Here is a 17,207-nt window from a genome sequence, read left to right as displayed (position 1 = left end):
CCTGTTTATTCAGCAGCGTTAAGATGACCTTTGCCCAGCAAGCCGGTGGTGCTAATCAGCCTGTTGACTCGGGTAAGGTAAAAATCCCTTTCACATTACCCAAGTCAAACCCGATGCGTGCGCGTGAGGGCTTCTTTCTGCCCGATCCGCCAAACCTGGAACGTACCCTCGAATACGATCAAAAAAATAACCAGTACATGCTGGTAGAGCGTGTGGGCAATTTGCAGGTGCGCCCTGCCCAATACCTCACCTTTGCCGAATACCTACGACTAAGCCAGCGCGCGGCACAACGCGAAAACTTCAAAAAAGCGGCCGATAGTTATGCCTACGACTCGCAGCAGGAGGGTTTCATCCCGAGGCTGAAGGTACGCAGCCGTACTTTTGAAAAAATATTTGGCAGCGGCGATATCAGTATAAAACCACAGGGTTCGGCCGAGATGATATTTGCCGGGCAGGTGAACAAGAATCAGAATCCGCTTTTTAATGCCCGCCAGCGCAGCCAGTTCAACTTCAATTTCGACCAGCGGATACAACTGAACGTAACCGGTAATATTGGCGACAGGATAAAGATTGCCACCAACTATAATACCGATGCGCAGTTTCAGTTTGATAACCAGCTGAAACTCGATTATACCGGTAAGGAGGATGATATTATTCAAAAGATAGAGGCCGGTACGGTAAGCCTGCCGCTGAATACCTCGTTGATCACCGGGAGTCAGGCGCTGTTCGGGGTGAAAACCAAACTGCGGTTTGGCAAGCTGGATGTAACCAGCGTATTCTCGCAACAGCGGTCGCAATCAAAAACCATTACCATTACCAATGGTTCGCAGCAGGGCGAATTCAGGGTAACACCTGCCGATTATGAGGCCAACAAGCACTACTTTTTGGCGCAATATTTCCGCGATAATTATAACAAGGCACTGTCGCGGATACCGCTCATCAGCTCAAATATTAACATTACCCGTATTGAGGTATGGACAACCAACCGTACCAATACCACTACCGATTCGCGCGATATCATGGCCTTCCTCGATTTGGGGGAGAACAAACCGTACAATACCACTTTGCTGCAACGCGGTACTTCGGGCCTGCCGGCAGGTTTCCAGGGGCCGGGCTTTCCGCAGCAATCAAACAGCCTGTTAAGTTTGCTATCGGCCAACGCGCGGTTAACTAACTCGAACGAGATCCCGAACCTGTTTCGTGGTACCGGCAATACCGATAACTACGCCAAACTTACCTATGCCCGCAAGCTGACCGACAGGGAGTTCACCCTCCATTCGCAGCTGGGGTATATCTCGCTTAATTATCCGCTTAATAACGATGAAGTGCTGGCGGTGGCGTTTCAGTATACTTACAACGGGCAAACTTTCCAGGTGGGTGAGTTCTCCAGCGATGTATCGGTTGATGCCAATACGCCCAAAATGCTGTATGTGAAATTGCTGAAGAACGAGTTGCTGAAACCATCGCTGCCCAGCTGGGATTTGATGATGAAGAACATCTACTCGCTGGGCGCGTTCCAGATCAGTCCGACAGATTTCAGGATGCGCATCGCCCGCCTCGATGATAAGAGCGGTATCGAAAAACCGGTGATGGACGAAGGGCAGAACCTGAAAGACAAACTGTGGCTGCGCATAACCGGCCTCGATAACCTGAACCAGCAAAACGATAACCAACCCGATGGCTACTTCGACTTTTTAGAAGGCGTTACCATCGACTCACAGCAGGGGCGCATCATGTTCCCGGTGGTGGAGCCATTCGGTTCCGATCTTGCCAAGCAATTTTTACCATCCGAGGCGGATATTGCCAAGCGTTACGTTTACCAACCGCTGTATGATTCTACCAAAACCATCGCGCAGCAATTTTTCCCGCAGCTTAACCGCTATGTGATAAAGGGTACGTATACCTCGCAGGGTGGATCGGAGTTTTTACTGAACGCGGTGAATATTCCGCAGGGTTCGGTAGTGGTTACGGCGGGTACCTTAAAGCTCACCGAGGGTAACGATTATACGGTTGATTACAGCGCGGGCCGTATCCGTATCATTAACCAGGCGCTGTTATCATCGGGCCAGCCCATTAATATCAAACTGGAAAATAATGAGCTGTTCGGCGTACAGCAAAAAACGTTGTTCGGTACAAGGTTAGATTATTTGGCCAGTCCTAAACTGGCATTGGGTGCCACCATGATGCACCTTACCGAGCAGCCTATTTCGCAAAATGAAGCCGTAGGCGATGAGTCGATCTCTAACACGATATGGGGTTTTGACGGTACATACAGTTCAACATCAAGGTTGCTTACGCGGATGGTTGATAAAATTCCGCTGATCAATACCAAAGAAGAATCAACCGTAAACTTTACGGGTGAGTTTGCTCAGCTGTTGCCGGGTACACCGGGCGTATTAACCTATGCGGGTTCAAAGAACGGGACTTCGTACCTGGATGATTTTGAGAACAGCAAATCGGTAATTGATGTAAAGAGTTATATCAACTGGCAAATTTCGGGCACGCCGCAGTTGTTCCCCGAATCGCAGGATTTTGATATGCTGAGCTATGGCTTTAACCGTGCCCGGCTTGCTTTCTATAATATCGACCCTATATTTTATAACAGTTCGGGCACATTCAACCTTTCACGTGCCGAACTATCAAACCATTACGTAAGGCAGGTGCTGGAAACGGAGGTGTTCCCTTACAAGCAGTCTATCACCGGGCAGCCGTTGTTTTTGCCAACGCTTAACCTTGCCTTTTACCCTAACGTGCGCGGGCAGTATAACTACACCACCACCGGTATCAATAACGATGGTACGCTGCAAAATCCGCGATCGCGCTGGGGCGGTATATTCCGCAAGCTGGAAACCAACGATTTTGAATCGCTCAATGTGGGCTATATCGAATTTTGGGTACTCGATCCGTTCATCTATAAACCTAATTCGGCAGGTGGCGATCTTTACTTTAACTTAGGTAGCATCTCCGAAGATATTTTGAAGGATGGCCGCAAGAGTTTGGAGAATGGCTTGCCTGCCGATGGCGACATCAGTAAAACCGACGAAACCTCGTGGGGGCGCGTACCTAAACTGCAACCTGTTATCAACGCTTTTGATAACGACCCTAATGCCCGTAAGTTACAGGATATTGGTTTGGATGGTTTAAATGACGATGCCGAGCGTAATAAATTTTCGACCGTAGTACAGCAAGTGACCGGGCAATTGGCACCGGCCGCAGCCACGACGTTCTCTGCCGACCCGTCGTCAGATAATTTCCAGTACTACCAGGGCAACGACCTCGACCAGCGCCGTGCGGGTATCCAGGAACGTTACATGAAATTTAACGGTACCGAGGGCAACTCAAAAACTACCGAACAGGCGCAGGCCGATCTGGGTGTTACCACATCGGCTTCAACTTCGCTGCCTGACGGGGAGGATATCAACCGGGATAATAACATGAGCCAAACCGACGAGTATTTCCAGTACCGGGTATCTATCCGTCCGCAGGATATGCTGGTAGGGCAGAATTTTATTACCGATAAAGTAACCTCGCAGGTGAAAATGGCCGATGGTACCACACAAGCGGTTAGCTGGTACCAGTTCAGGGTGCCTATTAACGAATACGAATCGCGCGCGGGTAATATTCAAGATTTTAAGGCCATCCGTTTTATGCGGATGTTCATGACCAACTTTGCCGATACCTCGGTATTGCGCTTTGCCACCCTGCAACTGGTACGCGGTGAGTGGCGCGCGTTTAACCGCGAGAAAAACCCGCTGAATATAATTGCCGATCCGGAGATAGCCAACCCAACGCTTGATAATACCATTATTGATGTACAAGCCGTAAATATTGAGGAGAACGGTAACCGCACGCCCATACCTTACGTGGTGCCGCCGGGCATTCAGCGCCAGCGTAACTACAACAACCTGAAAACCGATACCCGCCTGAACGAGCAATCGTTATCGTTATATGTGGATAAGCTGCGCGACGGTTATTCAAAGGCCGCTTTTAAAACTTTTTATAACGATTTGCGGTCGTACAAAAAACTACAGGCTTTTGTACACGCCGAGGGCGATCAGTTGAAGGATAATGACATTAGCGCGTTTATACGTTTGGGAATTGATTACCAGGATAACTATTACGAGTACGAAGTGCCGCTAAAGGTTACCATACCGGGCACCCGCGACCCTGATGCGATATGGCCTGCCCAAAACGAAATAGACCTGGAGCTTGAATTGCTTACCCGTGCCAAGCTGGCGCGTAACAAGGCGCTTTCGCGCAGGGACGCGGGTGTGGCTTTAAATTCGGTATTCGTGTATGTGGAGAACGGTAAGCGGGTGTTGCTGAAAGGGCAGCCCGATTTAAGCCGCTTGCGTACCATTATGCTGGGGGTACGTAACCCTTATAAAGGTACCGGCACTAATACGGCTGATGACGGGCTGGACAAAACGGCTACCGTATGGGTTGATGAGCTGCGCTTAACAGATTTTGACCAGCGTGGCGGCTGGGCTGCATCGGCAAGGTTTAATACCAAACTGGCCGACTTTGCCGATCTTACCCTTTCGGGCACTAAAAGCACGGTGGGTTTTGGTTCGCTGGATTCGAGGGTGAGCGAGCGGAGCCGCAGCGATAATCAGTCGATGGATGTGGCTGCCAATGTGGAGTTAGGTAAATTCTTCCCCGAGAAGAGCGGGATACATATACCGGCTTACGTTAACGTATCTACCCAAAAAGGTACCCCGCAATACGACCCTATCACCGGTGATATTGAGCTGAAAAAAGTACTGGCGGCAGAAGAAAACCAGGCACGGCGCGATTCCATCAAGAACATTGTAGAAGATTATAGCATTCGCAAGAGCATCAACTTTACCAATGTGCATAAGGCCAAAACAGACCCATCGGCACCAAGCCATGTGTGGGATGTGGAGAACCTGAGCGCGAGCTACGCCTATACTGAATACCGCCATCACGATTATATTACCGAGCTCGACCTGCAAAAAACTTACCGCTTCGCGCTGGCTTATAACTACAGCAATCAGCCTAAGTATTATGAGCCTTTCAACAAACTGATCAAGAGTAATATGCTGGCCCTGCTGAAAGATTTTAACTTTAGCATACTACCATCGCGGTTGAACTTCAGTATCAATTTTGATCGTTTTTACTCCGAAAATACACTCCGCACCAATAACGACCCGAACAATTCGCTGCCGCTGCTGGGTGCCAATGTGCCTACTACCTTCAACAAAAACTTTAATATTACGAGGGTATACGGTATAGGCTGGAACCTGTCGAAATCGTTGCAGATGGATATCGACGCTACCAACCTGTCGGTAGTTGACGAACCCGCCGGGCGTGTTAACGGGTTAAAACGTGATACCCTTTGGGAGAATTTGAAAAGGCTTGGCCGTACCACCAACTACAGCCATACTATCAACTTTAATTATACCACACCGATCAGTAAGATTCCGGGCCTAAACTGGACATCGGCCATTGTACGGTACAGTACCCACTTTAACTGGCAGTCGCAACCGGAGTTCTCCATTAACGACCCAAGCCTGAACGTGGGTAACAGCATCCAGAATGCCCGTACCATACAGGTTAATCCTACACTGAACTTCATGACGCTGTATAACAAATTTCCGTTTATACGCGCCGCCAATAACCCGAATAATAAGGACAAGAGCAACTTCCTGATAGGGTTATTAACCAGTATTAAAAACATAAGCGGTACCTATACCCGTACCGAGGGCACATTTTTGCCGGGTTACTTACCACAAACAGACGTGTTTGGACAGGATGTTGGTTTAGGTGCGCCGGGCCTGGGCTTTGTGCTGGGCAGCCAGGCTGATATACGCGGCAGGGCGGTAGCTAATGGCTGGCTATCGCAGGATACCTTGCAGAACCAATTGTACGTGAAAACCTATAATGAAGACATCCGCCTGAAGAGTACCATTGAACCGATAAAAGACCTGCGGATAGAGCTAACCGCTTTCCGTACGGAAGACAGGAACTATCAAACCAACTTTAAATACCTGCCCGAGAACAGGGGCTTTGAAAACCTGAGCCCGGTAACTACGGGTAACTACAGCGTGTCGTTCCTGTCGATAGGTACGGCATTTAAGAAGGAGCGGGGGATAGATAATACATCGCCGGTGTTCCAGGAGTTTTTGAACAACCGTAAAAAGGTATCGCAAAGGCTGGGCAGGCTTAACCCTAATTCGGGTGTAGCTAATGGTGAGTATGCCGATGGCTACGGTCCTAACTCGCAAAACGTGCTGGTAACGTCGTTCCTGGCGGCCTACACCGGTAAGGATGCCAATAAAATGAGCCTGAACCAGTTCCCGAAAATACCTATCCCTAACTGGCAGATCAACTACAGCGGTTTTAGCCGGATGGGCATGCTGAAAGAAGTTTTCGATTCGTTCGATATAAGGCATGGCTACCGTTCATCGTACAATGTGAGTGGTTACAGCACGTTGCTGCAATACACCGAGGCGAACGGCAATGTAAATTCGCGGGATGTGGATTCAGACTTTTTGCCTTACTACCAGTTTTCGCAGGTGACCATATTTGAGCAGTTTGTACCGCTGATAGGTATGGATATGCGTTTTAAAAACAGCATGACTGCCAACTTTGAGTACCGCAAAAGCCGTACGCTAAGCCTAAGCTTACTGAACAGCCAGCTGGCGCAGCAAAACGAAAACATAGTGGTGCTTGGCTTTGGTTACCGTACCAACAAGTTCAGGTTCCCTTTTGGCTTGTTTAGCGGTGTAAAAACCAATAACGATATGAACTTTAAGCTGGACGTAGCCCTGCGCGATAACAAAACGCTTATTTACCGTGCCGACGTACAAGCCGCCGAAGTATCATCAGGCGCGCAAAACATCACGCTAAGGCCATCGGTAGATTACGTGATCAATCAACGCTTCAACCTGAGCCTCTTCTACGATTCAAACATTACCAAGCCATACACCTCGCAAAGCTTTAATACGTCGTTCACCAATTTCGGGGTTAATTTGAAGTTGCTTTTGCAGTAAACATTCATAATCAAATGCTGTCGCGAGTTTAGCGCAGCGTAACTCGTGACCAACATGGGTTAAGCTTTCAGCTTAACTGACTAATAAAACAAACGTATTTGTAACCCGAAAGCTGAAAGCTTTCGTCATGCTTAGTCACGAGTTACGCTGCGCTAAACTCGCGACAGCGGGGGCCTCCCCGTCAGCAAACAGCTTCGGGCGAAAGCGGGCAGAACTGTGGTGGCCCGGAGCGCAAAGGCGGGCATAGTGAACTTGTTGCATGCGGGGCGGAAATGAGCGATGGGGCAAAAGTTCCAGCCCCAAGTTCTGCACGGTTTGGCAGCGCATAGGCCTCGTGCGGCAAAGAAGCCTTTTGCTGGACAAGGGTTTTGTTACTTTTGGGCTCAAAAGTAATGGGGCTCTGCGCCCAAGAGCAGGCTAACGTTAATTACAGCACAAGCATAGCCTAAGTATAGATTGCTTAGTACCTCGCAAGGACGATAGATTATAAAATGCAAGTGATCTCACGAAATACAAATATTATCTCTTCTTTTTCTTCTCCTCTTTCGCTTTTTTCTCTTTCTCCAAATCCTTCTCGCTCATGCGGGCGTTGGCTTTTTTCTCCATTTCTTCGCTTACGCCTACGCATTCTTTTACGCCTACAAACAGGGCTTTCCACATAATTTTAAAGAAGGGGTAACTCACCGGTCGTACGTAGGTTACGTTGGCAGACCGGGGTGCTTTGCCGGGATCGTCGGGGTTGTTGCGTTTTAGTACCAGCATATTGGCAATTAACGACATTAGCCCTTTCTTTTTCAGCTTACCATCGTCCTCGTCGAGCTTCATTACGTTTATCTTTAAATCGTTGTAAAGCAGGGTCACCTTGCCTTTGGCCACGTGGCGGTTCACGTTCATATCAAACGTAAAACGATCGAGGTTGCCCGATGTAGCCTTTACCAGTGAAAGGGGTACGATAGCCTTGTTCAATGCCGAAAGTTTCATCGGCCCCAATGTGCCGCTGTAGCTAAAGGCGGCATCTTTATCAAGCAGGTTAAGCTTAATGGCAACGTCCAGCCTGCCGCGATCCATAAAGTAGGTGGTGAGCTTAATATTGGTTATCGCGTTGTTTTTAAGCGCTTCTTCCTTATTGGTAATGTTATAAATATGCCCGTTGGTATTACTGAAAGAGAGCGTGCCCGCTTTTTTCGATTTTTTGTTGAATTCGCTGTAAGTAACATGCATGTTTTTCAGCAAAATGGTATCCACCTTTAGCCCGAAATTTAACTTGCGCAGGGCAACATGCGGGAAGCTGCTCACCTTGTCGGCGGTAAGATTAGGAACCTTATTAGGTGCGCCGAACACGCTCAAGGTGCCATTGGTAAAGATGATGCTCGACGCGCTTACCGAGCGGTACTTGTGATAGTTTAAAAAGTCGAACCTGTTAAGCTGCAAGGTATCGAGTGTGAGCGTAAACTTATCGCTATGTGTTTTGGTGAAGAAGAGTACGCTGTTGAGCGGTTTAAAGGTAAGCCCTACAATATTAAGCTGTGATGTTTGGGTGGAAAGTTTCAGGTTCTTGATCTTGTATGCGTAAAGCCCATCGGGCGTTTTGCCCGAGTAATGGTTGATCTCCGTATTGATATCGCGACAGTAAAAAAATCTTGATGTATCGTTTTGCGTGGTCGAATCAATAAACAGGTCTACCGCGTGCAGGTTCATTTCCCGCAGTTCGGTACGCAGGGCCCGCTTGCCGGAGTAATCGGTATGCCTGAATTTTACCTCGTTAAACAAGATCTCACCAACGCGTATGGATTTCATGGTTTTCGAGATCTTTTGCCAAACGGTGCGCTTATCGTTGGTGGTATCTTTGGTATGGTTCAGCTGGTAGCTCATATCCAGTTCGGGCTGGTCCATTACTACCTTACCTACTACAAGCTTCTTGGTAAAGTAAAACTTAAACGGACGGATACCCGAAAGTATCAGCCGTTGCACCTTTAAATCGTACAGGTTATTGGGGGCGATGCCTTGCTTTTTCTTTTTGTTGTAAACGGCACTATCAACCTTTAGGGTAGCGCTATCAATGGTGATGCGTCTTTGAAAAAGGTGTAATTCCGCATGGGCAAAGTCGGCCTTGTAAAGGCCGTCGCTGGCTTCGTGGATACTGCTTTTTATTTTATCCTCTAATAAAGGCGAAAAGTAACTGTTGATAAATATGGCAAACGCCACTAACGCGCCTATAAAAATGAGTGTTGAATAAAGTAATATCCGTTGCCATTTATGCTTCAAAAATTTTAATGCCATGCGTTAGTCCGTTTGTTTTAGCCGCGTATCTTTTATCCGCAGCCATAGCCGCTTCCTGTTCCACCCGCCTCTTTTATAGTTATTACTTAGTCGTATTTTTTCTTCTCACTTTCCCGCTTCTTATCTCACCGTCTCATAGCTTATGCCGCATATTCTTGATTCCTGCTTCTGTATTCTTGTTTCTTGTATCGCTTAAATTTATTAAGAAAAGCGGTTGTTTTAGCCATTTCTGCAAACTATTTGCGGATTCGATAACGGTTTTGCTTCAGTTGTTAGTTTAAAGCCAAGGTTATAACAATAAAAAAGTCATTTTGTTAAATACTGACAAACTGTCATTCAATATTTAAAAGTTTATGTATTTTTGCAATCTTAAAAAAATGCAAGAATGATCGATTTGGTTCTCCCGGATAAAACACATGATGAAAGCAGGCAGGGCGAGGCGTTGTTATTAGAACCGGTTACCGGTAAAAATAATGGCCGCAAGCTGTATATTGAAAGTTATGGTTGTGCCATGAATTTCTCCGACAGTGAAATTGTAGCCTCCATATTAGCCGAACAAGGTTTTGAAACCACTTCAGATTATAGCGTTGCCGATGTAATTTTCATCAATACCTGCTCTATACGAGAAAACGCCGAGCAGCGTGTACGCAACCGCCTTAAAGAGTTTACCGTAGCCAAGGTGCGTAACCCGGGTATGGTAGTAGGTGTACTGGGCTGTATGGCCGAACGCCTGAAATCGAAATTTTTAGAAGAAGAAAAACTGGTTGACGTAGTAGTTGGCCCCGATGCATACCGCGATTTGCCTAACCTGATAGACCAGGTAGATGGCGGACAAAAAGCCGTGAACGTGTTACTATCACGCGAGGAAACTTATGCCGACATCAGCCCGGTGAGGTTAAACAGTAATGGTATCAACGCTTTTGTATCTATTATGCGAGGATGCGATAACATGTGCTCGTTTTGCGTAGTACCATTTACCCGTGGTCGCGAACGTAGCCGCGAACCACTGTCGATAGTAGCCGAGTGTGCCGATCTGTTTGATAAAGGCTACCGCGAGGTAACCCTGCTGGGCCAAAATGTCGATTCATACAAATGGAACCCGGAAGCAAAAAATAAAGCCGCCAAACCAACCGACGAAGCCAGTAACGAAGAGTTGCAGGAGAAGTTTTTGGAGGATGGCACAACCGTAATTTCACATGGTGAGGATTTGGGCAAGGCGACTGTAAACTTCGCCAATTTGCTGGAAATGGTCGCTTTGATTAGTCCGGAATTGCGTGTGCGTTTTTCTACCTCGCACCCTAAGGACATTACCGACGAGGTATTGTACACCATTGCCAAGTACGAAAATATTTGTAACTATATACATCTGCCGGTACAATCGGGCAATAGCCGCATACTGGATATGATGAACCGTACGTATACCCGCGAATGGTATATAGACAGGATTGATGCCATCCGTCGCATTATTCCGGGTTGCGCTATATCAACCGATGTGATCACCGGTTTTTGTACCGAAACAGAGGAAGAACACGCCGATACCGTAAGCATGATGGATTATGTGAAATATGATTTCGCGTACATGTTCATGTATTCGGAAAGACCGGGCACTTTAGCCGCCAAACGTTATAAGGATGATATTCCGGAAGATGTAAAAGGTCGTCGCCTGCGCGAAATTGTAGCCAAGCAACAAGAGTATTCCTACTACCGTATGCAGGAGCAATTGGGCAAAGTACAAAAGGTACTGATAGAAGGTACCTCAAAAAAATCGCAGGATGATTATTGCGGCCGTAACGATCTGAACGCCATGGTAGTATTCCCGAAACAGGAAGGCTACAAACCGGGCCAATACGCCTACGTAATGGTTGAAAGAACTACTACAGCTACGTTGATAGGGAAAATTATTTAATGTGCAGATGTGAATATGTGCAGATATGCAAATAAAAGCATCTGCACATTTTCACATCTACATATCTGCACATCTAATTATGGATATACAAGAAATTAAACAACGCTTTGGCATCATCGGTAATTCGCCGTTGCTGAACAGGGCTATAAATATTGCCAACCAGGTTGCACCTACTGATATTTCGGTTTTAATAACCGGGGAGAGCGGTAGTGGTAAGGAGGTTTTTTCGCACATCATTCACCAGATGAGTCCGCGCAAGCACGGGCCGTTCATCGCGGTTAACTGCGGCGCTATACCGGAGGGAACTATCGATTCGGAACTTTTCGGGCACGAGAAGGGGGCTTATACCGGTGCCGTTGGCGAGCGTAAAGGGTATTTTGAAACCGTGAACGGCGGTACCATCTTTTTAGATGAAATTGCCGAAATGCCGCTGGGTACCCAGGCACGTTTACTGCGTGTTTTAGAATCGGGCCAATACATTAAGGTAGGTTCCTCCAAGGTAGAAAAAACTAATGTGCGTGTAATTGCCGCTACCAATGTGGATGTGTACGACGCCGTAAAGGCCGGTAAATTCAGGGAAGACCTGTACTATCGTTTAAATACCGTGCCTTTGCGGATACCGCCATTGCGCGACAGGAAAGAAGACGTTTACCTGCTGTTCCGCAAGTTTACGTCGGATTTTACCGATAAATACCGTAGCCCCGCCATTCAACTGGACGATGAAGCACAGCAGGTACTGATCAATTACTCGTGGCCGGGTAACGTGCGCCAGTTAAAGAACATGGCCGAGCAACTGGCCGTTTTAGAGCGCGACCGTATCATCACCGCGCCAATACTGCTTACCTATATTCCGCACGAAACCAGCGGCCGTAATTTGCCCATGCGGGTTGAAAATCAGCCTAAAGAAGATTTCTCCGAAAGGGACATACTTTACAAGGTGCTTTTTGATATGAAGCGCGATATGGTGGAACTTAAAAAGCTGGTAGCCAATATTATTGAACACGGCGGCGTATCAACAAATTATGCCGATCATACTCAGACACTTAGCCAGCTTTACCGCGATATTGAATTGCCTAATAATGCCGATACGCAATTTACACTGCAACAGCCCGTTAATAATTCGGTTAATGCCAATATAGGTGCCAATAACAACCTCAATACAGATGATTTTCATATCACCCATGAAGCCGAGGAAGTAGAAGAATCGCTGTCGCTGGTTGAAAAAGAATCAGACCTGATCAGGAAGGCGCTGAAGAAACACAAAGGCAAGCGTAAACTGGCGGCCAACGAACTTGGCATATCAGAACGTACCTTATACAGAAAAATAAAAGAGTTAAATTTATAAGGCCGAATGAAAAAGGGACTTGTTTTTTTTATGGGCGTTTTCTCGCTGATGCTTATTTCGCAATCGTGCAGTATAACGCTTAACGGCTCGTCAATTCCGCCGGGGTTAAAAACCATTAATATCGAATTTTTTGAAAATAACGCCCCCCTGGTAGTATCCAACCTTAGTCAGGATTTTACCGAGGCCTTAAAAGCACGAATCCGTTCGCAAACAAGGCTGAGCATTGTAAGGGGCGAGGCTAACGCCACCATGTCGGGCAATATTGTAAATTATACTATTACACCGGTATCGGTTGAGGCTACGGGCAGCAATACCCCACCTATAGCAAGTGGCTCGCGTTTAAGCATAACCGTTAACGTAAAGTACGTTAACGATGTGGATAAGAAGCTTAATTTTGAGCAGCAGTTTACCAAATACAGCGATTTTAAGGGTGATATATCATCTCAGGAGCAAAATTTGATAGTACTGATCAACCGTCAGCTAACCGAAGATATTTTTAATAAAGCCTTTGCTAATTGGTAGTCAATTTGTAGTTTCAACCTCGTGGATCAATATCAGAATAACAGGCAGAACGAACTCTTGTATGAATTATTGGCCGATCCGGCTAATACGGGGCAGTTTCATGCGCAAAATTTACAGCAACTGGTAAGTCAGTATCCGCAAAGCGGCTTTTTACACGCGCTGCTGGTACATGCCGGCGGAGGGCAAAACCCTGCGCAGGCAGCGGCCTATTTTGATACCCGTGCACTGCAAAAACTGATACAGGATGCACCGGGACTTCCGGCTGTACAGCTGGAGCAGGTATTTCACCAGAACGGCAGTATTGGTTTACGGGAGTATAATGATAATGCATCGCTGGCGGCCGAAATTGAAGCCAGGCCGGTACAGTACTTTGACGACGCGCAAGTGATCGAGCTAAGTACCGAAACTTATCCCGAAGCCATCATCACCCCGGTAGATGAAATTACTCCGTTAATTGAAGCACAGGCAGAAGAAGCGCCTATACAGAATGAACCGCAAGCGGAAGAAACACCTTTGCAGTTTATTGATGAAGAAGCCAACCCAACCGCTGTTGAAGATAGTTTACAACCTGTTCAGGGCGCTGTTGATATTGAAGACGAGGTATACGACGAGATAGTAGGGATAGAGCATATTGCTATTGATGCCGTAAATAATAACGCGATTGTTGCCGACAGTGAATCGGCCGTATTAACATACGCCGATCCGTTTAGCGCGGAAGATAGCCATAACCTGACTCACCCGCAAGAAGAGGCTACCCCCGATGTAACTGCTAAGGCCGAAAATACTTTTAACATAAAGGACGAAGCTGAAAAACTGTATGTAGGTAATATTGCCGCTACCGATTACTTTATGTTCGATCGTGCTTTTAGTGAGCGTACACCAACTAATGAAACGCCCGAACCCGAGGCGCAGCCGATAACCGGGCAACCTGCGGAACAAAAAACGGTAGCTGATGACGAAGAGGTAATGAAATACCACGACGACACCATGCCGTATACCTTTATGTGGTGGCTTAGCAAAACGCGTAAAGAACATGCCGGTGTAAACCAGCCTTACGCGCATTTTAAACCGCAGGCCGTGCAGGCTACTAAAACGGGTGCCGCTGTTCCTGATGCTTTACAGCACCAGTATGTTGAAAATATATTTCATATAACCTCGGTTGAGCAGCTTGATAAAAGTACCGCCCAGCATGTAGAGACTAACGTGAAACGCAAGGGCGATGAAATTGTGGAGCGCTTTATAAAAGAAGAGCCGCAAATTAAACCGCCAAGCAGCGAAAGGCTCGATAACGAGAACAAGGCCCGCAAAAGTTCGGAAGATCATGGTGAGCTGGTTTCTGAAACATTGGCTACTATTTATGCCGATCAGATGCTATATCACAAAGCCATATCTATTTACAAAAAATTGATGTTGAAATTCCCGGAAAAAAGCCGTTACTTTGCCGACCAGATTAAGAATTTAGAAAAAAGAACAAATTGATATAAAAAAATGTATTTAGTTTTATCCATCATCGCTATTATTGTTTGCATACTGTTGGGCCTTATCGTGCTGATACAGAACCCTAAAGGCGGTGGCCTGGCTTCAAATTTTTCAAGCTCATCACAATTGATGGGTGTACAAAAAACAGGCGATTTTTTAGAAAAAGGCACCTGGGTGCTTGCCATTACCGTGATGATATTATCGTTAGCTATTAACGTTGCCGTTAAAGGTGGTGGCGGTGCTAATGCTACTACCGGCGATCCTGATTTGAACAAGCAAATTGAAAATGCTTCAAAACCAACTGCTCCTGTAGCTGCTCCGCAAAGCTTCCCTGCCGCGCAACCAAAAGCACAGGATACTACTAAAAAGTAATCAGCCACAAAAAAATATTGAAAAGCTCCGGCGACGCTAAGTTGCCGGAGCTTTTTACGTTTATACCGCACTGCCATCATGACACCGCTAAACCGACGAGGTAACATACTGTTTAAATTAGGATGATATTAAACTGACAATACAACAGTACTTATGCCAATTAGTAAACAATGTGGTGCTTGGCACAATTGATGTAGCTTACATGCAATACATAAAAAACAATTTAAATTTTAAATAAGCATAAGTTATGTCGTTAAACATTAAACCTATCGGAGACAGAGTAGTAGTTGAAGCTGCTCAAGCCGAAGAAAAAACTGCTTCCGGAATCATCATCCCTGATACTGCAAAAGAAAAACCACAACGCGGTACCGTAGTTGCTGTAGGTGAAGGTAAAAAAGATGAGCCGTTAACTGTTAAAACAGGCGACCAGGTTTTATATGGCAAATACGCCGGTACCGAAATCAACTACGAAGGTAAAGAGTATTTAATTATGCGTGAATCTGATATCTACGCGGTACTGTAAATTTTTTGTTGAGTTGTTGTAACGTTACAAAGTTGAAACGTTGCTTAAAGCGTTAAACAACATTACAACATTCCAACCCCAAAACATTAAAACAAATAAAGAAATGGCAAAACAAGTTAAATACAATGTTGAAGCACGCGACGCACTGAAAAGAGGCGTTGATATTTTAGCCAATGCGGTTAAGGTAACTTTAGGTCCTAAAGGTCGTAACGTAATTATCGATAAAAAATTCGGTTCACCTGCTATCACTAAAGATGGTGTTACTGTTGCTAAAGAGATCGAACTGAAAGATGCTTTAGAAAACATGGGTGCGCAAATGGTTAAAGAAGTGGCATCAAAAACTGCTGATATTGCAGGTGATGGTACTACTACCGCTACTGTATTGGCACAAGCTATTGTAACCGCAGGTATTAAAAACGTAGCTGCCGGTGCAAACCCAATGGATTTAAAACGCGGTATCGACAAAGCAGTATCTGCAGTTGTTGAAAACCTGCGCTCACAATCACAAACTGTTGGCGAAGACAATAACAAAATAAAACAAGTTGCTTCTATCTCTGCAAATAACGACGAAGTTATCGGTTCGTTAATTGCTGAAGCGATGGGTAAAGTTGGTAAAGATGGTGTTATCACTGTTGAAGAAGCAAAAGGTACCGAAACTGAAGTTAAAACTGTAGAAGGTATGCAGTTTGACCGTGGTTACCTTTCTCCATACTTCGTAACGAATGCTGATAAAATGGAAGTAGAGCTGGATAGCCCTTACATCCTGATCTACGATAAAAAGATCTCTTCAATGAAGGAATTGCTTCCGGTATTGGAGAAACAAGTACAAACAGGCAAACCATTGTTAATTATTGCTGAAGACCTTGATGGCGAAGCATTAGCTACATTGGTAGTTAACAAGATCCGCGGTTCACTGAAAGTTGCTGCTGTTAAGGCACCGGGCTTCGGCGACCGTCGTAAAGCTATGTTAGAGGATATCGCTATCCTTACCGGTGGTACTGTAATATCTGAAGAAAGAGGTTACAAATTAGAAAATGCTGACCTTTCTTACTTAGGTACTGCTGAGAAGATTCTTATTGATAAAGATAACACAACCATCATCAATGGTGCTGGTCAGGCTGATGATATCAAAGCCCGTGTTGGTCAGATCAAATCTCAAATTGAAACTACTACATCTGATTACGATAAAGAAAAACTGCAAGAGCGTTTAGCTAAATTATCAGGTGGTGTGGCTGTACTTTATGTAGGTGCTGCTACCGAGGTTGAAATGAAAGAGAAAAAAGATCGTGTTGACGATGCTTTACATGCAACCCGTGCGGCTGTTGAAGAAGGTATAGTTGCAGGTGGTGGTGTTGCATTCATCCGCGCTGTTGAATCTTTAAACGACCTTAAAGGTGCTAACGAAGACGAAAACACAGGTATCCAGATCATCCGTCGTGCTATTGAAGAGCCTCTTCGTCAAATTTGCGAAAACGCAGGTATTGAAGGTTCAATCGTAGTACAAAAGGTTAAAGAAGGTACTGCCGATTTCGGTTACAACGCACGTACTAACGTATACGAAAACTTAATTGGCGCCGGTGTTATCGACCCAACTAAAGTAAGCCGTGTAGCTTTAGAGAACGCTGCTTCTATCGCGGCCATGCTGTTAACTACCGAGGTAGTATTAGCTGACGATCCGGAAGATGAAAAAGCCGGTGCCGGTATGCCTCCAATGGGCGGCGGCATGGGTGGTATGATGTAATACTTCCTGAGTTCTCCCGTAAA

The 17,207-nt window shown here is 46.0% G+C and carries 9 protein-coding genes; 8 read left to right on the top strand and 1 reads right to left on the bottom strand.

Annotated elements, in window-relative coordinates; all coding sequences use genetic code 11:
* Positions 1-23 precede the first annotated feature (23 nt).
* The gene (gene sov / locus ABD894_RS18575) at positions 24-7,016 is read left to right on the top strand and encodes a T9SS outer membrane translocon Sov/SprA (protein ID WP_486348230.1); all 6,993 of its coding nucleotides are present in this window, start codon (positions 24-26) and stop codon (positions 7,014-7,016) included.
* Between the two features lie 519 nt (positions 7,017-7,535).
* Here the strand turns inward: sov and ABD894_RS18570 are convergent.
* Positions 7,536-9,296: a hypothetical protein gene (locus ABD894_RS18570; protein WP_345212571.1), complete on the bottom strand. Its 1,761-nt coding sequence runs from the start codon at positions 9,294-9,296 to the stop codon at positions 7,536-7,538.
* A 385-nt stretch (positions 9,297-9,681) separates the two neighbouring features.
* On the opposite strand from ABD894_RS18570, the gene ABD894_RS18565 reads away from it, so the two are divergent.
* From ABD894_RS18565 to groL, 7 genes are all read left to right on the top strand, one after another.
* On the top strand, positions 9,682-11,202 hold the full coding sequence (locus tag ABD894_RS18565; protein ID WP_345212570.1) for a MiaB/RimO family radical SAM methylthiotransferase: 1,521 nt from the start codon (positions 9,682-9,684) through the stop codon (positions 11,200-11,202).
* A gap of 79 nt (positions 11,203-11,281) precedes the next feature.
* Positions 11,282-12,547, top strand: a complete 1,266-nt coding sequence (locus tag ABD894_RS18560) for a sigma-54 interaction domain-containing protein (RefSeq protein WP_345212569.1) — start codon at positions 11,282-11,284, stop codon at positions 12,545-12,547.
* A gap of 6 nt (positions 12,548-12,553) precedes the next feature.
* Entirely contained in the window at positions 12,554-13,069 is a 516-nt protein-coding gene (locus tag ABD894_RS18555; RefSeq protein WP_345212568.1) for an LptE family protein, read from the top strand.
* A 21-nt stretch (positions 13,070-13,090) separates the two neighbouring features.
* Positions 13,091-14,548 (top strand): hypothetical protein, encoded by a 1,458-nt coding sequence (locus tag ABD894_RS18550; protein WP_345212567.1) that lies wholly within the window; start codon positions 13,091-13,093, stop codon positions 14,546-14,548.
* Positions 14,549-14,557: 9 nt separating this feature from the next.
* Entirely contained in the window at positions 14,558-14,920 is a 363-nt protein-coding gene (gene secG, locus ABD894_RS18545) for a preprotein translocase subunit SecG (protein ID WP_345212566.1), read from the top strand.
* A gap of 247 nt (positions 14,921-15,167) precedes the next feature.
* Positions 15,168-15,443 carry a co-chaperone GroES gene (gene groES / locus ABD894_RS18540; protein WP_345212565.1) on the top strand — a complete coding sequence of 92 codons (276 nt, stop codon included), beginning with the start codon at positions 15,168-15,170 and terminating at the stop codon, positions 15,441-15,443.
* A 103-nt stretch (positions 15,444-15,546) separates the two neighbouring features.
* On the top strand, positions 15,547-17,184 hold the full coding sequence (gene groL, locus ABD894_RS18535) for a chaperonin GroEL (protein ID WP_345212564.1): 1,638 nt from the start codon (positions 15,547-15,549) through the stop codon (positions 17,182-17,184).
* Positions 17,185-17,207: the final 23 nt, after the last annotated feature.

Origin of the sequence: Mucilaginibacter gynuensis (genome assembly GCF_039541195.1) — a bacterium.
GTDB lineage: Bacteria > Bacteroidota > Bacteroidia > Sphingobacteriales > Sphingobacteriaceae > Mucilaginibacter > Mucilaginibacter gynuensis.
This window is presented reverse-complemented; position numbering and strand designations above follow the sequence as displayed.